The sequence below is a fragment of the Mesorhizobium sp. P2_E7 genome, assembly GCF_056403855.1.
Window position 1 is genome coordinate 71,386 of record NZ_JBFUER010000009.1, and the last position, 26,072, is coordinate 97,457.

Annotated in this window: 18 protein-coding genes, 1 pseudogene and 1 riboswitch; of the genes and pseudogenes, 9 read left to right on the plus strand and 10 right to left on the minus strand. The window is 63.5% G+C overall.

Going from position 1 to position 26,072, the window contains the following annotated elements:
- Window positions 1–56 precede the first annotated feature (56 nt).
- From fba to mtnK, 4 genes are all read right to left on the minus strand, one after another.
- A complete protein-coding gene (fba, locus tag AC1DYC_RS28855; protein ID WP_477411087.1) occupies window positions 57–1,121 on the minus strand; it encodes a class II fructose-bisphosphate aldolase in 1,065 nt (354 codons plus the stop codon).
- 163 nt (window positions 1,122–1,284) lie between these two features.
- Window positions 1,285–1,758: a 6,7-dimethyl-8-ribityllumazine synthase gene (locus tag AC1DYC_RS28860; RefSeq protein WP_477411088.1), complete on the minus strand. Its 474-nt coding sequence runs from the start codon at window positions 1,756–1,758 to the stop codon at window positions 1,285–1,287.
- 77 nt (window positions 1,759–1,835) lie between these two features.
- Window positions 1,836–1,980: riboswitch (FMN riboswitch) on the minus strand.
- A 234-nt stretch (window positions 1,981–2,214) separates the two neighbouring features.
- Window positions 2,215–3,309, minus strand: a complete 1,095-nt coding sequence (gene mtnA, locus AC1DYC_RS28865) for an S-methyl-5-thioribose-1-phosphate isomerase (protein ID WP_477411089.1) — start codon at window positions 3,307–3,309, stop codon at window positions 2,215–2,217.
- Complete coding sequence (gene mtnK / locus AC1DYC_RS28870) at window positions 3,306–4,580, minus strand: S-methyl-5-thioribose kinase (RefSeq protein ID WP_477411090.1); 1,275 nt, start codon at window positions 4,578–4,580, stop codon at window positions 3,306–3,308. The genes mtnA and mtnK overlap by 4 nt, the downstream gene beginning before the upstream one ends.
- 137 nt (window positions 4,581–4,717) lie before the next feature.
- Between mtnK and AC1DYC_RS28875 the strand changes: the two genes are divergently transcribed.
- From AC1DYC_RS28875 to AC1DYC_RS28885, 3 genes are all read left to right on the plus strand, one after another.
- Window positions 4,718–6,229, plus strand: coding sequence for a sugar ABC transporter ATP-binding protein (locus AC1DYC_RS28875; RefSeq protein ID WP_477411091.1), 1,512 nt, complete (start codon window positions 4,718–4,720; stop codon window positions 6,227–6,229).
- Window positions 6,230–6,296: 67 nt separating this feature from the next.
- On the plus strand, window positions 6,297–7,292 hold the full coding sequence (locus AC1DYC_RS28880; RefSeq protein ID WP_477411092.1) for an ABC transporter permease: 996 nt from the start codon (window positions 6,297–6,299) through the stop codon (window positions 7,290–7,292).
- 46 nt (window positions 7,293–7,338) lie between these two features.
- A complete protein-coding gene (locus tag AC1DYC_RS28885; RefSeq protein WP_477411093.1) occupies window positions 7,339–8,391 on the plus strand; it encodes a substrate-binding domain-containing protein in 1,053 nt (350 codons plus the stop codon).
- A gap of 66 nt (window positions 8,392–8,457) precedes the next feature.
- On the opposite strand, the gene AC1DYC_RS28890 is transcribed toward AC1DYC_RS28885, so the two are convergent.
- The 5 genes and pseudogenes from AC1DYC_RS28890 to AC1DYC_RS28910 all read right to left on the minus strand — a co-directional run bounded on the left by AC1DYC_RS28890 (window position 8,458) and on the right by AC1DYC_RS28910 (window position 13,493).
- Window positions 8,458–8,745 (minus strand): type II toxin-antitoxin system RelE/ParE family toxin, encoded by a 288-nt coding sequence (locus tag AC1DYC_RS28890; protein ID WP_477411094.1) that lies wholly within the window; start codon window positions 8,743–8,745, stop codon window positions 8,458–8,460.
- Window positions 8,738–9,013: a type II toxin-antitoxin system ParD family antitoxin gene (locus AC1DYC_RS28895; RefSeq protein ID WP_477411095.1), complete on the minus strand. Its 276-nt coding sequence runs from the start codon at window positions 9,011–9,013 to the stop codon at window positions 8,738–8,740. Before AC1DYC_RS28895 ends, AC1DYC_RS28890 begins: the two co-directional genes overlap by 8 nt.
- Window positions 9,014–9,074: 61 nt before the next feature.
- Window positions 9,075–10,141, minus strand: a pseudogene (locus tag AC1DYC_RS28900) (D-alanine--D-alanine ligase family protein).
- Window positions 10,142–10,373: 232 nt separating this feature from the next.
- Window positions 10,374–12,428: a bifunctional aldolase/short-chain dehydrogenase gene (locus tag AC1DYC_RS28905; protein WP_477411096.1), complete on the minus strand. Its 2,055-nt coding sequence runs from the start codon at window positions 12,426–12,428 to the stop codon at window positions 10,374–10,376.
- A 93-nt stretch (window positions 12,429–12,521) separates the two neighbouring features.
- Window positions 12,522–13,493, minus strand: a complete 972-nt coding sequence (locus tag AC1DYC_RS28910; protein ID WP_477411097.1) for a sugar-binding transcriptional regulator — start codon at window positions 13,491–13,493, stop codon at window positions 12,522–12,524.
- A gap of 190 nt (window positions 13,494–13,683) precedes the next feature.
- On the opposite strand from AC1DYC_RS28910, the gene AC1DYC_RS28915 reads away from it, so the two are divergent.
- The 6 genes from AC1DYC_RS28915 to AC1DYC_RS28940 all read left to right on the plus strand — a co-directional run bounded on the left by AC1DYC_RS28915 (window position 13,684) and on the right by AC1DYC_RS28940 (window position 24,060).
- A complete protein-coding gene (locus AC1DYC_RS28915; protein WP_477411098.1) occupies window positions 13,684–15,324 on the plus strand; it encodes an acyl-CoA synthetase in 1,641 nt (546 codons plus the stop codon).
- Between the two features lie 444 nt (window positions 15,325–15,768).
- Complete coding sequence (locus AC1DYC_RS28920) at window positions 15,769–16,374, plus strand: TetR/AcrR family transcriptional regulator (protein ID WP_477302300.1); 606 nt, start codon at window positions 15,769–15,771, stop codon at window positions 16,372–16,374.
- 55 nt (window positions 16,375–16,429) lie between these two features.
- Window positions 16,430–17,569, plus strand: a complete 1,140-nt coding sequence (locus AC1DYC_RS28925; RefSeq protein ID WP_477411099.1) for an efflux RND transporter periplasmic adaptor subunit — start codon at window positions 16,430–16,432, stop codon at window positions 17,567–17,569.
- Window positions 17,570–17,818: 249 nt separating this feature from the next.
- A complete protein-coding gene (locus AC1DYC_RS28930; RefSeq protein WP_477411100.1) occupies window positions 17,819–20,962 on the plus strand; it encodes an efflux RND transporter permease subunit in 3,144 nt (1,047 codons plus the stop codon).
- A 117-nt stretch (window positions 20,963–21,079) separates the two neighbouring features.
- The gene (locus AC1DYC_RS28935; protein WP_477411101.1) at window positions 21,080–22,573 is read left to right on the plus strand and encodes an aldehyde dehydrogenase family protein; all 1,494 of its coding nucleotides are present in this window, start codon (window positions 21,080–21,082) and stop codon (window positions 22,571–22,573) included.
- 131 nt (window positions 22,574–22,704) lie between these two features.
- A complete protein-coding gene (locus AC1DYC_RS28940) occupies window positions 22,705–24,060 on the plus strand; it encodes an LLM class flavin-dependent oxidoreductase (RefSeq protein ID WP_477411102.1) in 1,356 nt (451 codons plus the stop codon).
- 75 nt (window positions 24,061–24,135) lie between these two features.
- Here the strand turns inward: AC1DYC_RS28940 and AC1DYC_RS28945 are convergent, their stop codons facing one another.
- Window positions 24,136–25,845 carry an APC family permease gene (locus AC1DYC_RS28945; RefSeq protein WP_477411103.1) on the minus strand — a complete coding sequence of 570 codons (1,710 nt, stop codon included), beginning with the start codon at window positions 25,843–25,845 and terminating at the stop codon, window positions 24,136–24,138.
- Between the last annotated feature and the right edge of the window lie 227 nt (window positions 25,846–26,072).

A 26,072-nucleotide genomic window follows, 5' to 3' on the forward strand; every position in this document is an offset into this window, starting at 1 on the left:
CCTCGCTTTGCGAGGCCACCTTCCCCCACAAGGGGGGAAGGGAAGGGGACGTCAGCTCACCCAAACTTCGGATCAAGGCCGCCCGACTTGTACCGCTTGGCCATCTCAGCAACCGGCAGCGGCTTGATCTTTTGCGCATTGCCTGCGGTGCCGAACTGCTCGAAGCGCTCTTTGCAGAGCTTGCGCATCGCCGCCATTGCCGGCGTCAGATATTTGCGCGGATCGAACTCGCTTGGGTTTTCGGTCAGCACCTTGCGGATGGCGCCGGTCAGCGCCATGCGGTTGTCGGTGTCGATGTTGATCTTGCGCACGCCATGCTTGATGCCGCGCTGGATCTCTTCCACCGGCACGCCCCAGGTCGGCTTCATCTGGCCGCCATATTTGTTGATGATCTCCTGCAGATCCTCCGGCACCGAGGACGAGCCGTGCATGACCAGATGCATGTTGGGCAGGCGGCGGTGGATCTCCTCGATCACGTTCATCGCCAGCACAGCACCGTCCGGCTTGCGCGAGAATTTGTAGGCGCCGTGGCTGGTGCCCATGGCCACCGCCAGCGCATCGACATGGGTGTCCTTGACGAACTCGACCGCCTGTTCCGGATCGGTCAGCAACTGGTCGTGGCTGATCGCGCCTTCGACGCCATGGCCGTCTTCCTGCTCGCCGCCGCCGCTCTCCAGCGAACCGAGCACGCCGATCTCGCCTTCGACCGAGACGCCGCCCCAATGCGCCATGTCGACGACACGACGGGTGATGCCGGAGTTGTAGGCATAGTCGGCCGGCGTCTTGCCGTCTTCCTTCAGCGAGCCGTCCATCATCACCGAGGTGAAGCCGTACTGGATGGCGGTCACGCAGGTGGCTTCGTTGTTGCCGTGGTCGAGATGCATGCAGACCGGAATGTCGGGGTGGATTTCGACCAGCGCGTCGATCAGCTTGGCCAGCACCACGTCATTGGCATAGGCGCGCGCGCCGCGGCTTGCCTGAAGGATGACCGGCGACTTGGTCTCCTCGGCCGCCTCCATGATGGCGAGGCCCTGTTCCATATTGTTCATGTTGAAGGCAGGTACGCCGTAGCCATATTCGGCGGCGTGATCGAGCAATTGTCTCAGTGTTATGCGAGCCACCCAATAGTCTCCCGTATCTGGTTTCAAGCGCAACGTCGCGGGCCGGCCGCTTGCCGGCCGGTCCATGATGCTTCTGGCCAAATTTCACGCCAACCGCAACCGCCAGAGGCCGGATGGGCCGCAATTCTTGTTGCAGGGCTGAAATCCAGGCATTTTTGATGGGTCAGGCGGCGATCGACGCCCGCGCCGCCAGGATCTGGACGCAGGCATTGGCCGCTTCCTTGCCCTTGACTGTGAAGTGCTCGAAGAAGAAGCGGTGGTGCTCGGCGCTGTCGTGATAATTGTGCGGCGTCAGCACCGCCGACAACACCGGCACGCCGGTCGACAGCTGCACATTCATCATGCCGTCGAGGACGGCACTCGCCACGAACTCGTGGCGATAGATGCCGCCATTGACGACGAAGGCCGTGCCGAGGATCGCGGCGTAGCGGCCGGTCTGGGCAAGCGTTTTGGCGTGCAGCGGGATCTCGTAGGCGCCGGGCACGTCGAAGACATCGACGGCGAAGCGCCCGCCGCCGAGAACGGCAAGCTCCGCCTCGAAGGCTTGCACGCACTGGTCGACTATATCGGCGTGCCAGCGCGCGCGCATGACGGCGATACGGGTCGTTTCATAGTCTTTTGGGGTATGCTGATTCATGGGTCCATCCTTCCGTTTCGAACCAGAATCAGGACGCACGATACGAAATCCGGCCCGCGCAAGCGGTCCGTCTATCGTTTCGTTCTCTTCCATCCGGACTGTAACCGTCGGCTCCGGAATCACACCGGATCTGCTGACCTTTCCGTTGCCGGAAGGCGCTCGCGGGCTTGGGCCGAAACCCTTACCGCCGGTGGGGACTTTCACCCCGCCCTGAGAACATTAACGGGGGTTTTATGGAGGGGCACGAAGGGGCTGTCAATCGGCGACGACATTTCGGTCGTCATCCTAGGGCGGAGCAAGGAGCGAAGCGACGCGCGCAGACCCTAGGATCCATGCCGTGACGTTAAGGCGTTGCAACGATTGCAGAATTCTGCACCGTTGCGCTTATGGTGGAGGTCGCGGCATGGATCCTCGGGTCAAGCCCGAGGATGACGAAGCGCTTGGGGGGAGATCAGCTCACCCACGTTCCGGAAACATCGCCTTCAACCCTTCGCGCGAGGCCTTGGCCACACCGCGCTCGGTGATCAGCCCCGTCACCAGCCGTGCCGGCGTCACATCGAACGCCGGGTTTGCCGCCGGTGTCGCTTCCGGCGAAACCCGCACCTGGGCGATCTTCCCATCCGCCGTCTTGCCCCAGACCAGCGACACTTCATCACCCGACCGCTCCTCGATCGGGATTTCGGCCAGCCCGTCGGCCACCGTCCAGTCGATGGTGGGCGAGGGCAGGGCAACGTAGAACGGCACGTCATTGTCGGCGGCGGCGAGCGCCTTGAGGTAGGTGCCGATCTTGTTGCAGACATCGCCATTGGCCGTCGTGCGGTCGGTGCCGACGATCACCATGTCGACGTCGCCATGCTGCATCAGATGGCCGCCGGCATTGTCGACGATCAGCGTGTGCGGCACGCCGTGGCCGGCCATCTCCCAAGCGGTAAGCTGGGCGCCCTGGTTGCGCGGCCTGGTTTCGTCGACATAGACATGGACCGGAATGCCAGCCTCCACGGCGAGATAGATCGGCGACGTCGCGGTGCCGTAGTCGACCGTCGCCAGCCAACCGGCATTGCAATGGGTGAGGATGTTGACCGGCTCGCCCGGCTTCTTGCGCGCCGCGATCTCCTTGATGATTTTCAGGCCGTTCTCGCCGATGGCGCGGTTTAAGCCCACATCCTCGTCGGCGATTTCGGCGGCGCGCTTGTAGGCGGCTTCGGCGCGTTGCTCGGGTGCGATCGGCCTGAGGGAGCGTCGCATTTCGTCCAGCGCCCAGCGCAGGTTGATCGCCGTCGGCCGCGTCTTGTGCAGCGTCTCCCACACAGTGTCGAGCGCTGCGTCCGAAGGATCGTCCGCCATCTGGATGGCGACGCCATAGGCCGCCGTGACGCCGATCAGCGGCGCACCGCGCACCCACATGTCACGGATCGCGGTGGCGATGCCGTCGACCGTGCCGATCGTCTCCACGCGGAACTCATGCGGCAGCCAGCGCTGGTCGATGATCTCGACCGAACGCTTGTCATCGCTCAGCCAGATGGTGCGGTAATGGCGCTCGCCAACGTTCAAATCCTGCTCTCCCGTTCGATAAGCGCGGCGAGATTGTTGACCTCGTCCATGCCATGAAGCTGGCGCCGGTTGACGGCGATGTGGCGGCCGAATTTCAGCGCCTTGGCCTCGCAGGAAGCGCGCAGATCCTCGTCCTCGATGGTCTCGAAATCGGCATTGTGGGCGAGGCCGAGGATTCGCCGGTGCACCTCGATGCCGGCAAAGCCGAGCAGGTCGGTCCAGATCTGGTGCAGCACATGGTCGAGCGCTTGCTCGGCGCCGAGCACGTCGCCCTGATCCTCGAACAGGCTCTTCTGATAGAGCATGCCGGTGCGCTCGGTGCGCCATAAAGCCGAGAATTCGGCGCGGAACACCGCCCAAGTCTCGTTGGTGACCCCGAGCAGATAGGCGCGCATGGCGTCGCGCTTGCTGTTCCGTTCATGGCCGCGTTGCGAGAAGAAGGACATCCAGAAATTGGCGAGCAGCATGCCGACATCGAAGGCCATCGGACCATAGAAGGCGAACTCCGGATCGATCATCCGGGTCTCGGTGTCGGTGACCATGATCGAGCCGGAATGCAGATCCCCATGCAGCAGCGTCTCGGCATTGGCGGCGAAGATATGCTTCAGCCGCTGCGCCTCGACCTTGAGGTCGCGGTCGGCGCGCAGCTCGGTGACCAGGCCATCAAGCTGCGGTGACGTATGCCGGTTCAGCTTGGCGTCGAAATAGGGGTCGGAAAACACCAGATCCTCGGTGATGCCGCAGAGCTCGACATTGTCGGCGAACAGCGCCAGATCGGCCTTGCGGTCCTTGGTCGGCATGGAGAGATCGGAGCCGCGGAACAAAGTGCGGGCCATGAACAGGCCGATATCCCTGGCAATGTTCGGGAGCTGGCGGCCGTCGATCAGGGCGCGGCGCAGAATGATGTGTGGCGGCGCCAGATACTCCATGATGATCAGCGCCTGGCCTTCATCGAAATGGTAGATCGCCGGCACCGAGCCAGGCGCTCTGCGCTCTTGCCTTGTCAGGGCGTGATACTCAAAGAAGGAACGCTTCAGCGGCAATGGCCACCTGTCGCCGACGAGGCGGACATAGGGCAGGGCCTGCTTGACCACGGCCGCACCCGAGGCTCCCTCGACGATGAAGACGAGGTTCAGATTGCCGTCACCGACCTCGCGCACCTTCCAGGCGCCGGTGTCGTTGCCGATCCTGGCGCATAGCGCTTCGTTCGTGCCGAGGCGCGTTGCAAGCGTCTCCACCGACAGTGCTTCGAACGGCAGTTTCCCAGTCATTCCTCACCCTCGCGCTTGGTCGCTCCGATCATAGAGGAGCGATGGCGGCGGGGCCAAGCTAGGAAGCTGTCTGGCAATTGTCAATCGAGTTGACAATTGATGACATAGCCCATAGCGTCATCGTCAGGGAGGAACGAATGGGCAATGATGCCGTGTTCCGCGTGGACGGGCTGAGGAAGTCCTTCGGCCATATCGAGGTGCTTGGCGGCGTCTCGCTCGAATTGCATGCCGGTGAGATCACCGTGCTGATGGGCGCCAATGGCGCCGGCAAGTCCACCCTCGTCAAAATCATCAGCGGCGTCTACGACCATGCCGGCGGCACCATGCGCCTCGCTGGCGCCAGCTTTGCGCCGAACACGCCGGCCGAAGCGATCCGCGCCGGTGTCGTCACCGTTCATCAAAACATCAATGACGGCGTCGTCGCCGACCTCGATGTCGCCACCAACCTGACGCTGGATCGGCTGAGCGGCAAAGGCGCGCCGCTGCTGTTCAATCCAGGCCGGGTGCGCCGCGAGGCTAAAGCGGTCGCCGACCGCATGGGGCTCGCCATCGATCTGAAGGCGCGCATCAGCGATCTCTCGCTGGCCGACCGCCAGATGGTGGCGATCGCGCGCGCCATGGCGCACCGGCCGAAAGTGCTGATCCTCGACGAGCCGACCTCATCGCTGTCCAGTGCCGAGGCCGACCGGCTGTTCGCGCTGCTCGACCGGTTGCGCGAGCAAGGCGTTGCCATCCTCTACATCTCGCACCGCATGTCGGATATCAGGCGGCTTGCCGACCGCATTGTCTCGATGCGCGATGGCGTCATCTCGGGCGTGTTCGACAGCAATCCGCTCGACTATGAGGGCGCGGTCAACGCCATGCTCGGCCGCAAGATCCATCTCGACCAGATCGAAGCCAGGACTTCGGCCAAGCCGATCCTGACCATCGAGGGCCTGCGCATTGCACCGGGCGCCCGGCAGATCTCGCTGACGCTTGGCGATGGCGAGGTCGTTGCAGTCACCGGCCTCGTCGGCGTCGGCAAGACCGCACTCGCCGAAACGCTGTTCGGCCTGCGCAAGCCGCTATCCGGCACGATGCGTTTGAGCGGCAAACCCTATGCGCCCGCGTCGACAGGCGAAGCCATCGCGGCCGGTGTCTTCCTCGTTGCCAAGGATCGTGGCGAAAACGGCATTGTCGGCGGCTTCAACATCCAGGAAAACATCAGCCTTCCCTTCCACAAGCGCATGTCGCGCTTTGCCGTTCTCAAGCGCGGCCTCGAGCGTACGACGGCCCGCCGCCAGATCGAGGATCTTGGCATCGTCTGCCGTTCGGAAAAGGACGAGATGACGACGCTATCGGGCGGCAACCAGCAGAAGGTGATGGTCGCGCGCTGGATGGCGCAGGCAGCCACTTTGTTTATCCTCGACGAGCCGTTCCAGGGCGTCGATATCTCGGCCAGGCGCGACATCGCCGCCAAGCTGAGGGCAAGCGCCAATGGCCGCGCTACGCTTTTGTTCGTCACCGAACTCGACGAAGCGCTGGAAACGGCCGACCGCATCCTGGTGATGTCCGAGCAGACCATCGTCGGCGAGCATCGCAACGCCGATGTCGATCTCGATCGCCTGCTGGCCGAAGTCGCAGGCGGGCCGCTGCACAGCGCGGCCTGAGCAAAGAAATATGAGAATTGGAATGGAGCGTATGGGTTTGAGTTCTTTTAGAGATGGCGGGCGCTGAATGACGCTGCGCGACTACGCCATCCGCTATGGGTTCATCGTTCTTCTGTTCGGCCTGATCGCGTATTTCGCCATCGCCGCCGATGGGTTCGTCTCGCCGCAAAGTGCCGTCTTCATTTTCCAGTCGGTCGCCATCACCGGCGTGCTGGCACTCGGCGTCACTGCCACTTTGGTCGTCGGCGGCTTCGATCTGTCGATTGGCTCGGTCGCGACGTCGGCCATGATGGCGGCCGCCTATGTCATGGTCGTTCTGGAGCAGAACGTTGTCGTCGCTGTCGTCGTCTGCCTGCTCATCGGCGCCATTGTCGGTCTCATCAATGGCTGGCTCATCGTCTATATGCGCGTGCCCGATCTTCTTGCGACGCTTGGCATGATGTTCCTGCTGGTCGGCCTGCAGCGCATTCCGACCGAAGGCCGCTCGATCGCTACAGGGATGACCATGCCCGATGGCTCGGTCGCCAACGGCAAGTTCGCCGACGCTTTCCTCGCGCTCGGCCGCCACCGCTTCGACTTCTTCATCCCGAACCTCATTCCGGTGTCGGTCGTGGTGCTCCTCGTGCTCGCCGTGCTGATCTGGTTCTTCCTCGAATACACCCGCTTCGGCCGCATGATGTATGCGGTCGGCTCCAATGAGCGCGCCGCCGAACTCGCCGGTGCGCCTGTCAAGGCATACAAAATCTGGGCCTACGTCATTTCAGGAGTTTTTGCCTCGATCGGCGGGATTTTGCTGGCGGCCCGGCTTGGACGCGGCGACATCGCCTCGGGTAATAATCTGCTGCTCGATGCGGTTGCCGCGGCGCTGATCGGCTACGCGGTGCTCGGCGCCGCCAAGCCGAACGCCTTCGGCACCGCCATCGGCGCGCTGTTCGTCGGCATCCTGCTGCAAGGCCTGACGATGATGAACGCGCCTTACTACACGCAGGATTTCGTCAAGGGCGTGGTTCTGGTCGTCGCCCTTGTCTTCACCTTCGCCCTTTCCGGCCGGGGCAGGAGATAGAACGGCTGCCGGAACAGTTTTGGGTTCAACAAACGGAGGAAAAAACGTGAACATCACAAGACGACTTTTGGGGAAGGTCGCGCTCGGATTGGCCGGCGCAACAATGCTGATGCAGGTCCCGGCTCTTGCCGCCGACAAGCCGGCGCCGTTCGACAAGCCGGGGGTCAAGATCGCGCTGGTGCGCTATCTCTCGACCGGCGATTTCTTCCAGGCCTATCTCTCGGGCGTCGAGTCGCAGTCCAAGGCGCTCGGCATCGACCTGCGCGTGCTCGACAGCCGCCAGGATGCGGCCCTTCAGTCCGACATGGTCGACCAGGCCATCGCGCTTGGCGTGCAGGGCATCATTATCCAGCACGGCCTGACGGAATCGATGAAGGATGCCGCCCAGCGCGCGGTCGACGCCGGCATCAAGGTTGTCGCCTTCGACGTCAATGTCGAAAACCCGAAAATCCCGCAAGTCGAACAGTCCGACAAGGACCTGGCGCGCCTGGCGCTCGAACAGGCGGTCAAGGACAATGGCGAGAGCTGGAACGCCGGCTATGTCTACGTCGCCGGCATCGCGCCGCTCGACCGCCGCAACGAGACCTGGGTCGACGTCAAGAAGAAATATGCCGGCATCAAGGAAGTCGCGATGTTCGGCACGCTCGACAATCCGATCGCCAACTCCGTCGCCAACCAGGCGCGCTCGGTGCTGCAGGCGCATCCCGACATCAATGTGATGTTCGCGCCCTATGACGAATTCGCCAAGGGTGTGAAGATCGCCGTCGACGAGGCGGGCTCGAACAAGAAGATCAAGATCTATTCGGCCGACATCTCGACCTCGGATATTGCAGCGATGCGCGAGACCGACAGCGCCTGGGCAGCCACCGCCGCCACCAACCCGGCCGTCGTCGGCCAGGTCTCGGTGCGGGCGCTGGCGCAGCTTCTCGCCGGTGAAGATCCCGGCCATAACGTCATCGTGCCGCCGACGCTGATCACCCAGAAAGACCTGATCGACAAGGACATCAAGAACATGGAAGACCTGTCGGCCAAGCTGCCGCAATTCGCCCATGCCGATGTCGCCATGCCGGCCTGGATGCCGAACCCGAACGCGAAGTAAACGCGGCGTCTGATAAATGCGAAGGGCGGCTATGGGCCGCCCTTTTCATATTGATGGTAAGCCAGCCTACAGCCAATGCTCTGGATCGCGCATCCCGTGTACAATCGCCACGACGACAACGCCGTCGGGTTGCGGTTCGTAGATGACGATATAGCGGCCTTCGACAAGCACGCGGGCCGTCGCGCTCAACTCGGGCCGCGCGCCGCCCATCCTAGGGTGTTGCGCCGCCAGCTCCAGCCTCTCAAAAATGCGCATCAACAGCTTGTCTGCCGCCTTTTCATTGTCGGCGGCGATGGTATGCCAGATGTCCCGCAAATCCTGCGAGGCGCGCGGTGTGAGCCGATAGCTAGCCACGGGTGCGGCGTTCTGCCTTCAGGCTGCGAATGAAGTCGGCGGGGTTGACGTCCACCGGCTTGCCGCTGGCCATGCCGTCGGCATAGGCCCGCTTCAGGTGCTCGAGTTCGAGCGTGCGCAATTCCTCGCGCTGCTCCCACAGGCGCAGGGCGTCGCGGACAATCTCGCTGTTGGAGGCATAACCGCCACCTTCAATGGCGCTCTGCAGGCGCGCCGCCTGCTGCGGGGTAAGGGATATGGTCAGGGTGCGCATGGGTTCGTTTTTCATCCCCACACTATAATGCATCCAACAAGATCTAACAATATTTGTTAGGAATCCGTCCCCCGCATCACGACCGCCCCGCACGCGCCAACCCATGCGCCACCAGCCGGTCGATGACCTCTGGATAGCTGACGCCGCTTGCGGCCATCGCCTTGGCATACATGCTGATGTCGGTGAAGCCGGGGATGGTGTTGAGCTCGTTGATCACGAACGTCATATCCGGCATCAGAAAGAAGTCGACACGCGCCATCGCGTCGCAACCGACGGCCCTGAACGCCTTTGCCGCCATGGCGCGCATGGCCGCCTCCACCTCAGGCGGCAGCTCGGCCGGCACCATCAACGCCGCGCCGTCCTCGTCGATGTATTTGGCGTTGTAATTGTAGAAGCCGTGGCTTTCCGCCGGCACGATCTCGCCCGGCCGCGACACGAAGAGTTCGCCCGCGGGGCTTTCCAGCACGCTGTATTCGATCTCGCGGCCGCGAATGAATTCCTCCGCCAGTAGTTTGCGATCGTGCTGGAAGGCCTCTGTAAGCGCCCGCTCGAATTCCTGGCTGCCATTGACCTTGGCGACGCCGACCGACGAGCCCTGCCGCGCCGGTTTGATGAAAATCGGCAGGCCTAGCTGGTCTTCAAGCACGGCCAGCGAAGGCACCGCACCCTCCTCGATCGTCACCGAGCGCGCGACGGGCACGCCGGCCGCCTTCAGCAGCCGCTTGGCGATGTCCTTGTCGAGCGCCGTGGCGGAACCCAGAATACCGCAGCCGGCGAGCGGCACGCGCGCCACCTCGGCCAGCCCTTGCACCGCGCCGTCCTCGCCATGCAGCCCGTGCAAAACCGGAAACAGGATATCGATGGCGGGCAGGTCTGAGGCGCGCCCTTGGCGGGGATCGCCAGCATCCGCCCATGTCCGCCGGGCACCAGGCAGAGCTGCGTACCGTCAGGCGGTGTCGCCAGCGCGCCGTCCTTGAAGTGGCTCAGCAGCCATTGCCCTTCGCGTGTGACGAAGATCGGGATGGCATCGTATTTCGCCGAATCCAGCGCGGCCATGACATTGGTTGCTGAAAGCAGCGAAACCTCATGCTCGGCGGAGCGCCCGCCGAAGAGCACGCCGATACGAAGTCTTTTCGCTGCCATCGATAACTCCACCAAGGATCAGGGTTGGAGCTCGCATGCGAAACACAAGGCGCTCCCTAAACCGGTCGAGCAATAAGCGAAGGATTGGAGTGGGATTTTGACCGGTTCGAGCAGTTTTTCAGCACGGAGTGCGAAAGCGGTTTTCCGCCTGGAGTCCGTCAAGACCAAGAGACGGAGCGGTTCACCGTTTTCGCCAAACGATGGACCGCCCCAAGAGCATGTCTTCACATCGCTACCGCAGCGCCGCCGCGATGTTGCCGCCGTCGACCGTGGTGACATCGGCGGTGGTGCGCTCGGCCAGCGCGTGATGCAGGAAGGCCTGCGCCACGTCGTCGGCCGTCACTTCCTGCCCGAGCAGATTGCCGGACATGTATTCCTTCTCCGACACGCCGCGCGCGCCGGAGCGGCTGGCGATCATGGCGTCGGTCAACAGGCCGGACCGGATGCGGTCGGCATTCACCGCATTTGAGCGGATGCCGTAGGCGCCGTAGTCCAGCGCATACTGCCGGGACAGGAAAAGCGTCGCCGCCTTCGGCACGCCATAGGCGCCGAATTTCGGGCCGGGATTGACCGCCTGCTTGGAGGTGTTGAACAGCAATACGCCGCCCGTGCCCTGTTCCAGCATGATGCGCACCGCATTCTGCGCCGCCGACTGGTGGGCGAAGAAGTTGAGCTCGAAGCTCTTGCGCAGCAGGGCGTCATCGAGTTCGCCGATCCGGCCTTCCCAGGCAGCACCCGCATTGGAGACCAGGATGTCGACGCCGCCATAGACGGCGACCGCTTTGTCGAAGGCAGCGCGCAACTCGGCGGGATTGGTGATGTCGGCGCCGACGCCGATTGAATTGTTGCCGGCCGCCTTTGCAGCCTCGGCAGCCTTTGCCGCATCGAGATCGACAACCACGGCATGCGCGCCGTTGGCGGCGAACAGTTTTGCTGTCGCAGCACCAATCGCGCCGGCGCCGCCGGTGATCAGCACCACCTGGCCGCTCAGCGGCTTCGGCTTGTTGGAGGCAAGCTTGGCCTGTTCCAGCGACCAGTATTCGAGCGGGAAGAGATCGGCCTTGGACAGCGGATGGAAACTGCCGACGGCCTCGGCGCCACGCACCGCCTCGATCCACATCTCGCCGACATCCGACGCGATCTTGGCATCCTTCAGCGTGCGGCCATGGCCAAACATGCCGAGACCCGGCACCAGCGTCAGCCTCGGCATCGGATCGAGCATGGTGCGTTTGACGTCGTCCAGTGCATCGTTGGTTTCGAAATAAGCGCGGTACTCGCTGGCGAAGGCGTCGACATGGCTCTTGATGACGGCCTTGTAGTCGCCGGCCTTGTCGGCGTCCGGCGCCGGCACCGCCATCGGCCCGGTCTTGATGCGGATCGACAGGTCGGGCGTCGACACACCGCGCGCGGCGTAGTCGGCAATGCCGGCCGCGTTGATGAAATCGACAATCGCGTCTGAGGTGCGGAAGTCGCTGATCATGCGGTCGAAGCGGCCTTCGCCGCGCGATACCGCCATAGCGCCACGCAGCGCCGGTGCGATGGACGAGGGCGTGGCGAGTTTTGCCGGCAGCGCTGCCTTGGCTGGCTGCGGCTTGCCGTTCTTGGCGACATAGTCCTCGGCGACATTCACATAATGGATCATCCGGTCGTAGGCCTGCTTGGCGTCGTCGCCGAAAGTGAAGATGCCATGCTTGTCGAGGATCAGGCCTTCGACGCTGGGGTCGGCGTCGTAGACATCGGCCGCCACCTTGGCGAGGTCGAAGCCCGGCTTGATGTAGGGGACATAGCCCATTTTGTCGCCGAAGACGGCCTTGATCAGCGGCTTGCTGTCTTTCTGGTCGACAATGGCGAGGATCGCGGTCGAGTGGGTGTGGTCAACGAATTTGTGCGGCAGGAAGGCGTGCAGCAGCGTCTCGACCGACGGGTTGGGCGAGGCGGGGTCGATGAGGTTCGCCCGCTGCAGCGCCACCATGTCCTCGTCGGCGAGGCTGTCCAGCGCGCGTGCTTTCAAGAGCGCGCCCATCTTCACCGCCGGCAGGCCTTGCGGCTCGATAACGCCCATGTCCCAGCCGCTGCCCTTGACGCACAGCACATCCCACTCGTCGCCAACGAGGTCGGTCGCCTTGGTCTTGCAGGACGTGTTGCCGCCACCATGCAGCACCAGCCGCGGCTCGCCGCCGAGCAGCCGGGTGGTGTAGACGCGCAGCGCGAGGTCGCGGGCGACGCCCTTTTTCGCATAGTCGGCAACGAGCTTTTCCGCCTCGCCATCATTCCAAAGGTTCTTCATGTCGCTATGTCCGCTTTGCTGTCTTTGATGTTGCTGTGAACAGGAATGCCACGACGCCTTGATGACAATGCGCCGGCTGCAGGATTTCGTTTGTCAGGAAGCCTTTTTTGCCCCCGCACTGGCTCCGGCATGGTCGAGCAGCCGCCGCGCCATGCTGGCGCCGACCACCAGATGCGTGCAGAGCCCGCCGGCGAGTGCGGCGAGCAGCGGTTCGAACTTGCTGTCCTCCTGCACCACCATCAGGCGCTTTTCGATTTGGCGCAGCGACGACAGCGAGGCCGAGATGACGCGGCGGTTATAGCTGCAGTCGAGCGCCTTGCCGGCGGCATCGATGATCTGGCCGGCGATGACGCCGGCGGCACCCGCCTCGCGCAACACCCCCATCTCGCCGGGGCTTAGCGCGCCGCATTTGACGACATGGCTGTCGGCGTCGACGGTGCCGACCGAATAGAGCGCCAGATCGCAATTGCCGATATCGGCCAATTGCTCGCGGATCACCGGCTCGGCGCGCAGCCCATGCGCCAGCAATTCCGTCGTCAGCACCAGCGGCGCGTAGAAATTCAGGCCCTTGGCGTTGAGCCGCCGGGCGATTTCCATCGTGCATTGGTCGGGGCGGTAGGAGTAGGGCGCGCCGAGATTGCCGCAAAGCTGCACCACGGTGACGTCCTGCAGGTCGGCATAGGACATGATGTCGGCGATGGTGTAGACGGTGCGGCCCCAGGCGACGCCGATGCGGTCACCCTTTTGGATCAGTTCCAAAAAGACGCTCGCCGCCAGCACCGCAATGTCGATCGAAGGGTCGACGACGTAGGCATTCTCCGGCGCGATCCAAACCGCGTCGAGCTTGAGTGCATCCTCGAGCTGGCGCGCCAGAACGTCGTCGGTGAACAGCTGCGTCGAGGTCGAGATGTTGACGATGCCGGTCTCGCGCGCCTTGCGCAGATACATGGCCACCGAAGCGCGAGAAATGTTAAGCTGGCTGGCGACCTGGTCCTGGCGCAGGCCATGGGCATAATAGAGCCACGCGGCCTTATGGATAAGCTGTTCTGCCGGTCGGATCGCCATGCCGTCTCCTCGGCTGACATTATTCACGGCTCTCGACAAAAGTCAAACTGGCCTGGGTACACCGTACCTTCTTGCCCACAGAATCTGGATGATCATTGCGCCAAATGCGCCCGGTCGGGAATCGCTGATGGTGACGCGGCCCGAACCTGTGGTTAGAAGTTCTCAACAAAGAAAATTCGGGGAGAACGGGATGGGCAATGCGTACGATCAGGATCTCGGCAAGAACGCCGCCAATCACCAGCCGCTGACGCCGCTCACCTATCTGGAGCGGGCGGCGAGGACCTATCCAGATCATGTCGCCATCGTCCATGGCAGCCAGCGCATCACCTATCGCGACTTCTGGCGGCGCTCGCTCAAGCTCGCCTCGGCGCTGTCGAAGCGCGGCATCGGCAAGGGCGATACCGTCACGGTGATGCTGTCCAACACGCCGCCGATGCTGGAGGCGCATTTCGGTGTGCCGATGACCAAGGCGGTGCTGCATTCGCTCAACACCCGCCTCGACGCCGCCGTCATCGCCTTCCAACTCGACCACGCCGAGACCAAAGTGCTGATCGTCGACCGTGAGTTTTCGGGCGTCGTCAAACAGGCGCTGGGGCAGGCCAAGGCGAAGCCGCTGGTCATCGACTATGACGATCCGGACTACGCCGCCGATGCGCCCTATCCCAAGGGCGAGCGGATCGGCGCGGTCGACTATGAGGAGTTCGTCGCCGGCGGCGACGCCGACTATGCCTGGTCGATGCCGGACGATGAATGGGGCGCCATCTCGCTCAACTACACCTCAGGCACGACGGGCAATCCCAAAGGCGTCGTCTACCATCATCGCGGTGCGGCCCTGATGGCCTACACCAACACCATCCATGCTGGCATGGCCAAGCATGCCGTCTATCTGTGGACGTTGCCGATGTTCCACTGCAATGGCTGGTGTTTTCCGTGGACGCTCGCCGTCCAGGCCGGCACCCATGTCTGCCTGCGCTGGGTGCGGCCGAAGCCGATTTACGATGCCATTGCCGACCACGGCGTCACCCATCTGTGCGGTGCGCCGGTCGTCATGTCTGTGCTGATCAACGCCAGGGACGAGGACAAGCGCCACTTCCCGCAGACGGTCACCTTCAACACCGCGGCCGCGCCACCGCCGGAAGCCGTGCTGTCGGGCATGGCCGATGCCGGCTTTGCCGTCACCCATCTCTACGGCCTGACCGAGACCTATGGCCCGGCGGTGGTCAACGAATGGCATGGCGCCTGGGACGCCCTCGACAAGGGATCGAAGGCGCAGAAGAAGGCCAGGCAAGGCGTGCGCTATGCCGCGCTCGAAGGGCTGACGGTGATGGACCCCGAAACGATGCAGGAGACGCCGGCCGACGGCGAGACCATCGGCGAGGTCATGTTCCGCGGCAACATCGTCATGAAAGGCTATCTGAAGAACAGGAAGGCCACCGACGAGGCTTTTGCCGGCGGCTGGTTCCATTCCGGCGACCTCGGCGTCATGCACCCGGACGGCTACATCCAGCTCAAGGACCGCTCCAAGGACATCATCATTTCAGGCGGCGAGAACATTTCGTCGATCGAGGTCGAGGACGCGCTCTACAAGCACCCGTCCGTAGCGTCCTGCGGCGTCGTCGCCAGGGCCGACGACAAATGGGGCGAGGTGCCGGTCGCCTATGTCGAGCTGAAGCCGGGCAAGGCGGCGAGCGAGGCCGAGATCATCGATCACTGCCGCGCGCTGCTTGCCCGCTTCAAGGTGCCGAAGGCGGTGATTTTCGCGGAGATCCCGAAGACCTCGACCGGGAAGATCCAGAAGTTCCGGCTGCGGGAGATGGCGAAGGGGGCTTAGGCGGCGGCATTGGCACTCTTGCTGCGACCTCGACAATTTGTCGCGGGCCTCCGCGACTTCGTCATCCTAGGTGGAGCAGTCGCGAAGCGACGTCGCGGCAACCCTAGGATCCATGCCGTGACCTTGCGGCCAAACGCCAACGGTCGAGAATGGCTGTGCCCGACGAAAGGTCGTTGATCGGCGTAACGTCTTGATCCGCCTAACTCTTTTTCAGACGTCGCGGCATGGATCCTAGGGCCTGCGCCGCATCGCTTCGCTCCTTGCTTCGCCCTAGGATGACGAATTCGAAGGCGGCCGCTAACCGCGATGGTCGGCCTCGCCCGCCACTCTGTCACCATCTGTCACCAATTATACGCGTACGTCGAATCCGCATTGACACCTCCCTCTTTTCAATTTACGACTGACGAAAATTGAAATTCGTCACTCGTTAATTGACAGAGAGCCATGTCCGAAGCCGCCAGCATCATGGTCGACGCCGCCCGGCAGGAGAATGTCACGCGCATTCTCGACTGCGCCGAGCGCCTCTTCCGCCACTATGGTTACGGCAAGACCAATGTTGCCGACATCGCCCGCGAACTCGGCATGTCGCCGGCTAACATCTACCGTTTCTTCGCCTCCAAGGTCGAAATCCACCAGGCCGTCTGCGGCCGCATGCTGCTTGCCAGCTACAATATGGCCTACGCGATCTGCCACCTGCCGATCAGCGCCGAGGAACGGCTGCGGCGCTATATCCATGCGCAGTACAAGATGACGCTGGAAGTCATGCTCGACGACCAGAAGGTCCACGAGATGGTCATCGTTGCGTTGGAGCGTGACTGGGGCGTCATCGACAAGCATATCGACAGCATTCACGACCTGTTTGCCGAAGTGATCCGCGAAGGCATCGAGGCCGGCGAGTTTGCCGACCAGGATCCGGTCATCGCGTCGCGCTGCTTCGGCGCCGCCACCGTCATTCTGTGCCACCCGCAAATGGTGGCGCAGTGCCTCGCCAAGACCAATCGGGCGATGCCCGACGACCTCATCGATTACGCAATCAAAGCCCTGAAATAACCGCCGCCCGCCGGGCGCCGGTGTCGACCGTTCATCTCCAGTCGGGAGTACGAAAGTGTCTTTGTCCAGTTCCATCCTCCGCAAGCTGCCGGTCGCCGGCCTGATCGTCGCCACGCTCGGGCTCGCCGCCTGCAGCCAGGAAAAGGCCGAAGTCCAGGACATCATCCGTCCGGTCAAGGTGGTCGAGATCGGCCAGGCGCAAAACAGCCGCGAACTCGCCTATTCCGGCTCGGTGCGCGCCCGCACCGAAATGAACCTCGGCTTTCGCATCTCGGGCAAGGTCACCCAGCGCCTCGTCGATATCGGCCAGCACGTGACATCCGGCGATGTGCTCGCCCGCATCGATCCCACCGATTACGAGCTTTCGGTCAAGAGCGCCAAGGCCAACCTCGATGCCGCCGAGCGCCAGGTCGAGACCGTCGATCTGTCCCGCAAGCGCGCCGAGCAGCTTTTTGCCAAGAACTTCACCTCGAAGTCGCAGCTCGAACAGGCGACGCTGAGCTACAATCAGGCGGTGGCCAGCCGCGATGCCGCCCGCTCCACCCTTTCGCAAGCGCAGAACCAGGTCGTCTACACCGATCTCAAGGCGAGCGAGAATGGCATTGTCACTGCGGTCTCCGCCGATGTCGGCCAGGTGGTCGGCGCCGGCACGCCGGTGATGACCGTTGCCGTCGATGGCGAAAAGGAAGTGCTGATCGCGGTTCCCGAAATGGACATCGCCGCCTTCAAGCCGGGCAAGGACGTCACGGCGAGCTTCTGGTCCGACGATGCGCTGAAGCTCTCCGGCAAGGTCCGCGAAGTCGCCGGCAGCGCCGACCAGCAGTCGCGCACCTTTGCCGTCCGTGTCTCGCTGCCCGACGATCCGCGCGTGCTGCTCGGCATGACCGCCAACATCGAGGCTTCAGTGGCCAAGAAGCAGGAGATGGTGTCGATCCCGCTCAGCGCACTGGCGGAAAAGGATGGCCGCAAGATTGTCTGGACCGTCGACCGCGCCGGCGAGACGGTGCACGAGCGCCCGGTCAAGGTTGCGGAGTTTACCGCCGACGGCGTGAGTGTCACCGATGGGCTGAAGCCGGGTGACGTCGTCGTTGCCGCAGGCACCCAGTTCATGACCGAGAATCTCAAGGTCAAGCTGAGTGGCGACGCGGTGCAGGCCGCCTCGGCGGAAGGCGACGCGGCAAAGGCCGTGCGCTGACGGCAGACGCATGAAGCCGGCTTGATCGTCGCTTCGGCGAAAGGCCGCGCAAGCATTCAAGGTTTCCGGGCGGCGAGCGCCCGATGGTCGAGACGCCAAGGTCGAGTTCCCCCGCATCGATCCACGCGTCCCACCGCGATGAGAGTCTCTCCCGCTCGGAAAGCCTCGCCGCCCGGAAGCCAGCATCGGAAATCCTGAAGCCGCACGCCGAGTGTGTGCGCAGACGATCAACGAATTGGACTGACGCCGATGACCACCACCAACGACAGCAGTGAAAAGCGGCCTTTCAATCTTTCGCGCTGGGCCATCGGCCATCCGTCGATCGCGCGCTTCCTGTTCGGCCTGATCATCATCGCCGGCGGTCTCGGCCTGATGCGCATGGGCCAGAAGGAAGACCCCGATTTCACCTTCCGCGTCATGGTCGTCCAGGCGATCTGGCCGGGCTCCTCGATCCAGGAGATGGAAGACCAGGTCGTCAACAAGATCGAGCGCAAGCTGCAGGAAACGCCGCATCTCGATTTTGTCCGTTCCTACACGCGCGCCGGCAGCGCCATCATCACCGTCCAGATCAAGGGCGACACCAATGCCGAGGAGGTGAAGGACGCCTTCTACCAGGTGCGAAAGAAGGTCGGCGACATCTCGGGCGACCTGCCGCAAGGCCTGCTCGGCCCCTATTTCAACGACGAGTTCGGTGACACCTTCATCACGCTGCATTCGATCAGCGGTGATGGCTACTCCTATCCCGAGCTGAAGAAGTTTGCCATCCAGGCGCGCGACATGCTGTTGACGACGCCGGGCGTCGAGAAGGCCGTCATCATCGGCGACCAGCCGGAGAAGATCTATATCGACATCTCGTCCAAGGCGCTGGCCGAACGCGGCCTGACGCTGACCGACCTGCAGAACGCCATCAAGGGCCAGAACAATGTCGACCCGGCAGGTTTGGTCGACACCGGCCTGCGCTCGGTGCGCATCTCGGTCGAAGGCGACGTCACCAAGGCAGCCGACATCAGGGAATTGCGCCTGCGCGCCGGCGGCCAGGTGACGCGTCTCGGCGACATCGCCACCGTGTCCTCCGGCCTCGAGGATCCCTATCAGCGCAAGTACCGCTTCAACGGCCACGAAAGCGTCCAGGTCGGCGTTGTCATGGCCAAGGGTTTTAACGTCACCGATGTCGGCAAGGACGTCGAAGCGACCTACAAGCGCTTCGAAGAGGCGCTGCCCTACGGTGCTTCGGTCGACCAGATCTCCGACCAGCCGGAAGTCGTGCGTGATGCCGTGAAGGAGTTCATGGAGGCGCTCGGTGAAGCGCTGCTGATCGTGCTTGCGGTGTCGCTGCTGTCGATCGGCTGGCGCTCCGGCCTGGTCATCGCCATCGCTATTCCGCTGGTGCTGGCAGCGACCTTCGCCATCATGTACGAGCTCGGCATCGACCTGCAGCGCATTTCGCTCGGCGCGCTGATCATCGCGCTCGGCCTCCTCGTCGACGACGCCATGATCGTCGTCGAAATGATGGAGCGCAAGCTGGAGGAAGGGTTGGTCAAGATCGAGGCGGCGAGCTTCGCCTATTCCTCGACCGCTTTCCCGATGCTGACCGGCACGCTGATCACCACCGCCGGCTTCATCCCGGTCGGCTTCGCCGCCTCCACGGCCGGCGAATATGTGCGCACGCTGTTCTACGTCGTCGGTATCGCGCTGGTCGTGTCCTGGTTCGTCGCCGTCTATTTCACGCCATGGCTCGGCTACATGATCCTCAAGCAGAGGAAACACGCCGGCGGCGATCATCACGACGCCTTCGACACCGGCTTCTACCGTCGCTTGCGCGCCACGGTCGGCTGGGCGGTGCGCCATCGCATCATCGTGCTGGTGATGACGCTGGTGACCTTCGCCACCAGCCTGTGGGCGTTCCAGTTCATCCCGCAGAACTTCTTCCCGCAATCGTCGCGTCCCGAAATCCTGGTCGATCTCTGGCTGCCTGAGGGAACCTCGATCAAGGAGGTCGAGACGCAGGCAAAGGCGCTTGAATCGAGGATGATGGACGACAAGGACAAGCGCTTCATCGCCACCTATATCGGCGAGGGCGCGCCGCGGTTCTTCCTGCCGCTCGACCAACAATTGCGCAATCCGAACTATGCGCAGCTTCTGGTGATGGCCAATGACGAGCCGGCGCGCGAGCGGCTGATCCTCAAGCTGCGCTCCATCCTGGCGCAGGATTTCCCCTCGATCCGCTCCAAGGTCGACCGTCTGTTCTTGGGACCGCCGACCGGCTGGCCGGTGCAGATGCGCGTCATGGGTCCGGACCGTCAGGAAGTGCGCCGCATCGCCGATCAGGTGAAGGCCAAGTTCACCGAAAATCCGCTGCTCGCCGCAGTCCATGACGACTGGCTGGAGCCGGTGCCGGCGATGAAGCTGGTCATCGATCAGGACCGCGCCCGGGCGCTCGGCGTCACCTCGCAACGCATCCGCCAGATGCTGCAGGCGTCGATGTCCGGCGCGCCGCTCGACGACTTCCGCGACGGTGAGGAGACGGTGTCCATCGTCGCCCGTGAACCGGACGCCAGCCGCAACCTGCTGTCCTCGGTCGACTCGGTCTATATCCCGACCGATTTCGGCGGCTTCGTGCCGCTGTCGCAGGTCGCCAAGGTGGTGCCGGTGCTCGAGCAGGGCGTCGAATGGCGGCGCGACCGTCTGCCGACCATCTCGGTGCGCGCCACGCTGCCGGACGGCGTCCAGTCGAACGATGTCGTCACCAAGCTCTACAACGACATGCAGGGCATGCGCGCCGGCCTGGCGCCCGGCTATAAGATCGAGATCCAGGGTGGCGCGGAGGATTCCGCCGAAAGCCAGGCCTCGATCGCAGCCAAGGCGCCGGTCATGCTGGCCATCATCGTCGTGCTTTTGATGATCCAGCTACAGCATTTCGGCAAGGCGATGCTGGTCCTGGCTACCGGTCCGCTCGGCATCATCGGCGCTGCGGCAGCTTTGCTGATCAGCGGCGCGCCGTTCGGTTTCGTCGCCATCCTCGGCGTCATCGCGCTGCTCGGCATCATCATGCGCAACTCGATCATCCTGGTCGACCAGATCGACCAGGACATAGCCCGGGGCATGGACCGATCGGAGGCTATCATCGGCTCGGCCGTGCGCCGTTTCCGGCCGATCGTGCTGACCGCAATGACGGCGGTGCTGGCGCTGATCCCGATCTCGCGCGCCGTGTTCTGGGGTCCGCTCGCCTACGCCATGATGGGCGGCATCCTCGTCGCCACCGTGCTCACCATCCTGGTGCTGCCGGCCGGCTACGCCCTGTTCTTTGGCCGCGAGCCGAAGAAGGCCAAGGAGCCGGTAGGCGAGGCGGTGCAGGACAATGAGCGGCCGCAACTGGCCCTGGCCGCCGAGTAACCGCCGCTGGCGCATAGGATGCGCTCTTGGAAAAATGCTACAACGCCGTACGTTTGACGTGCGGCGTTGTGGCGTTCTGATGGCCATGATGCCCCATTTGTTGCGTGGAGGATGATCATGACCCCGGCCCAGACGTCGATCGCGCTGCGCCTGCCGATCGACGGACGCCATCGGCAGATGTTCATCGACGGCGCCTGGGTCGATGCTGCCTCGGGCCGCATCATGGAGACCCGCAATCCGGCGACCGGCGCGGTCATCGCCACGGTGCCGCGCGGCGATCGTCACGACATAGACATTGCGGTGGCCGCGGCGCGAAAAGCCTTCGACGGGCCGTGGAGTCGGTTCAAGCCCTATGAGCGGCAGGTGCTGCTGCTCAAGATCGCCGATCTCTTTGAAAAGCACTGGGAAGAGATCAGCCGCTCCGACACCGCAGACATGGGCATGCCGATCGTGCGCACCCGCGCCAACCGCAACCGTGTCATCGGCATGCTGCGCTACTACGCCGGCATGGCGACGGCGCTGCATGGCGAGACTATCGACAATTCGCTGGCCGGCGAAATCGTCTCCTTCACCCGCAAGGAGCCGGTCGGCGTCGTCGGCGCCATCATCCCGTGGAACGCGCCGACCGCGGCGTCGATCTGGAAGATCGGCCCGGCGCTCGCCACCGGCTGCACCATCGTTTTGAAACCATCCGAAGAAGCGCCGCTGACGCCGTTGCTGATCGCCGACATCATGAGCGAGGCCGGCGTGCCCTCGGGCGTCGTCAACATCGTCACCGGCACCGGCGTCGAGGCGGGTGCCGCCCTCGCCGAACATATGGGCGTCGACAAGATCGTCTTCACCGGCTCGACCGCGACCGGCCAGTCGATCGTCCGCGCCTCGGCCGGCAATCTGAAGCGCGTCTCATTGGAGCTCGGCGGCAAGTCGCCGGTCATCGTCTGCGCCGATGCCGATCTCGACAAGGCCGTCCCGGTGGCGGCGATGTCGGTCTTCGCCAATTCCGGCCAAATCTGCATTGCCGGCTCGCGGCTCTTCGTCGAGCGCTCCATCCATGACGAGTTCGTCGCGCGGCTCGCCGCTTACGCAGAGGGCCTGAGGATCGGCGACGGCATCGACCCGGCGACCGAGATTGGCCCTCTGGTTTCGGTGCGACAGCTCGAACGTGTCACGGGTTACCTTGAAGCCGGATCGGCGGAAGGTGCGCGGCTGGTGACCGGGGGTACCCGCCTGACGGAGGGCGCTCTCGCCGCCGGCAATTTCGTTGCGCCGACCGTCTTTGCCGGCGTCTCCGACGACATGAAGATCGCCCGCGAGGAAATTTTTGGCCCGGTCATTTCGGCGCTGCCCTTCGATACGCTGGACGAGGCGGTCGAGCGCGCCAACAACACGCCCTACGGTCTTGCCGCCGGCGTGTTCACCCGGAACGTCGCCACCGCGCACCAGCTGTCGCGAAGAATCCGCGCCGGCTCGGTGTGGGTCAACACCTACCACGCCATCGATCCGGCGGTGCCCTTCGGCGGCTACAAGATGAGCGGCTACGGCCGCGAGGGCGGCGCGGAGCATCTCGGCGAATATCTCAACACCAAGGGCGTCTTCATCAAAATAGATTGAACGGCCGCGCGTAGGAAAATGCTCCGCGACGCGGGTTTCGCAAAACAGAATTCCTTTCCAGGACGGCAAAGCCGTCCGATCCTGCCTACATATCGGAGCGATAAAGCTCGTCCACCTCAGGTGATCGTCCCATGGCAGATAACAAGCAATTGCGGCTCGGCGCCTTCATGCGCCCGGTCAGTCTTCACACCGGCGCCTGGCGCTATCCCGGTTCCTATCCCGACGCCAATTTCAACTTCGCCCATCTGAAGCGCTTCGCGCAGACGTTGGAGGCGGCGAAGTTCGATGCCTTCTTCATGGCCGACCATCTGGCCGTGCTCAACATGCCGATCGAGGCGCTGCGGCGCAGCCATACGGTGACGTCGTTCGAGCCGTTCACGCTGCTGTCGGCGCTCGCCGCCGTCACCGACCATATCGGCCTGGTCGCCACCGCATCGACGACCTTCGACGCGCCCTATCACATCGCTCGCCGCTTCGCCTCGCTCGACCATATCAGCGGCGGCCGCGCCGGCTGGAACATCGTCACCACATCCAATCCCGATGCCGCGCTGAATTTCGGCCTCGACGAGCATGTCGAGCATGATGAGCGCTATCACAATGCGCGCGAGTTCTACGATGTGGTGACCGGCCTGTGGGACAGTTTTGCCGACGACGCCTTCATCCGCGACGCCGAAAGCGGGCTCTATTTCGATCCGGCAAAACTGCATGTGCTCGACCATAAGGGCGAGCATCTTTCGGTGCGCGGCCCGCTCAACATTGCGCGGCCGGTGCAGGGCTGGCCGGTCATCGTCCAGGCCGGCGCATCGGAGGCGGGGCGGCAATTGGCAGCCGAAACGGCTGAGGTGATTTTTGCTGCCCATAGCGATCTTGCAGCCGGTAAGCGCTTCTTCGCCGATGTCAAAGGCAGGGCTGAAAAGCTGGGCCGGTCGCGTGACGATATCAAGATCCTGCCCGGCGCCTTCGTCATCGTCGGCGACAGCGTCGAGGAGGCGCAGGCCAAGCGGGCCAAGCTCGACAGCCTGGTCTATTACGAGAGCGGGATCGCCTCGCTGTCGATCGCGCTTGGCCATGACGCATCCCACTTCGACCCGGACGCACTCTTGCCTGAAATCCCCGAAACCAACGCCTCGAAAAGCGGCCGCGAGCGCGTCATCGAGCTGGCGCGCCGGGAGAACCTCACCGTTCGCCAGCTGGCGCAGCGGCTCGGCGGCTATGCCGGCCTTGCCTTTGTCGGCACGCCGAAAACCATTGCCGATGCGATGGAGGAATGGCTCGTTGCCGAGGGATCCGACGGCTTCAACGTCATGTTCCCCTATCTGCCCGCCGGGCTCGACGACTTCGCCGAGAAGGTGGTGCCCGAACTGCAGCGGCGAGGCCTCTTCCGGCGCGAATATGAGGGCACGACCTTGCGCGAAAATCTCGGCCTGAAGCGGCCGCCGAACCGGTTCTTCGAAGGCGAGGAAGCGGCCATCCGCAAGGTCGGCTGAGACACTCTCGGATGAGCTTGTGCAAAAAGGAAACGGGCGCGCCGAAGCGCGCCCATTCTTTTCGAGCCGTCATTTTCAGATGACGAAATACCAGTTGGCCAGCAGCATCACCACCACGCCGGCGACCAAGGTCAGATAGGGCAGCATGCCCGCCTTTTTGACCGAGAGGTCGGCGCCCGCCATGCCGAGATCGGCCAGCATGTGGTCGGGGAACTTGCCCTTGTCCTGGATGTAGTGGCGGAAGCAGAACACCGGGATGATCAGGGCTGCGGTGATCAGGCCGGCCCACAGCGCCATCGGGTTCCACACCTTGGCGCCGGCGCCCATGAAGATGGCGTTGACATAGGCGAAGATGGCGCCGAGGCCGAGCAGCCAACTCGGGGCCTTCCAAGGTCGGTTGATGTGGCCGTTGTCGATGCGGTGGATCCAGCCGGCATTGAGGTTGAGGAAGTTGAAGATGATGTAGCCGCAATTCGACACGGCGAGGATGAAGAAGAAGCTCGTCGCGTCGGCCGAGGCGATGGCCAGCACGATCAGGTTGAAGACGAGGTCTGTCCACATCGCCCGTGTCGGCGCGCCATGCTCGTTGACGTGGCTGAGGTAGCGCGGCAGCCAGCCGTCGACCGAGCCCTGGTAGAGCGTGCGCGAGGAACCGGCCATCGCCGTCATGATGCACAGCACCAGCGCCAGGATCATCAGCATCACCAGGAGGCTGTGGATCAGCGCGCCGCCACCGACCATGCCGGCCAGCGCATCGGCGACGCCTGAGCCGTCGACAATCGGCGTCGCCAGCATGCCGTTTAAGCCCAACACGCCCTGGAAGGTGAAGGGAACCAGGATGAACAACAGCATGCAGAGCAGGCCGGAATAGAAGATCGCCTTGAACGTGTCGGTGCCCGGGTTCTTGAACTCCGAGGTATAGCAGACGGCCGTTTCGAAGCCGTAGGTCGACCATGCGGCGATGAACATGCCACCAAGCACCAGCGTCCAACCGGCAATGTTCCACGAGCCGGGCTCCGGCGCGTAGGCGGCGGCCAGCGGTACCAGCGGCGAAAAATTCGCCCAGTTGATCTGGCCGGTGACGATCGGCACGACGCCGACGATCAGCATCGGGATGATGACCAGCAGGCCGATATATTTCTGCACATTGGCGGTACCGAGAATACCGCGATGCTGGATCGAGAAGATGATCAGCATCAGCACCGCGCCGATGAAGAAGGTTGCGTTTAGGGTGAAGGAGACAGGGCCCAGCGTATGGCTGAACAACGTCCAGGTGCGGATCGCCGGCGTGGCCGCCGCGGTCACCGCTGCGATGGCGTCGGCAGGCGCCGTTCCCGCATGAGCCGCGATATAGGCAACGACATCCGGTGAGGCATCGGTGAAGATCGGCACCGGCGCCAGCGCATTGAGGATATAGGCGGCGGCGATCGAGCAGCCGAGCGACAGCACCGGCGACCAGGCGAACCAGTTGCACCACACCGACAGCGGCGCGATGAACTTGGAGTAGCGCAGCCAGGCGGTGGCGCCGTAGATCGAGGCGCCGCCCGACTTGTTCGGGAACAGGCCGGCGATCTCGGCATAGGTGAAGGATTGCAGGAAGCCCATGATCATGGAGGCGATCCAGATTCCGAAGGCCAGCGTTCCCGTCGTGCCGGCAATGCCGCCGATCGAAAACAGGACAAGGGCAGGAACGCCGCTTGCCACCCAGAAGGCGCCCCGCCAGTCGATGTTCCGGTGCAGCTTGCCTTCCGCAGGCTGCTCCAGGGCCGTGCTTATCGTGCTCATATGTCCATATTCCCCTTTTTTGTGTTCCCGGCCGGCGATGCCTCGGCTTCGCGAAGCTTGTTCCCCGGCAAATGACTGCACGACTCCGGTGTTTCCACTCAGTCGTATTTTTTTCTTAACAGTGAAGATTGATCCGGCGCGCTTTCACGTCAAGCGATTTGTGACGTCGTGCACATCACGCTTGCGAAACATGGCTTCAGCCGTCGCCAACAGCAGCCGGCGAAGCA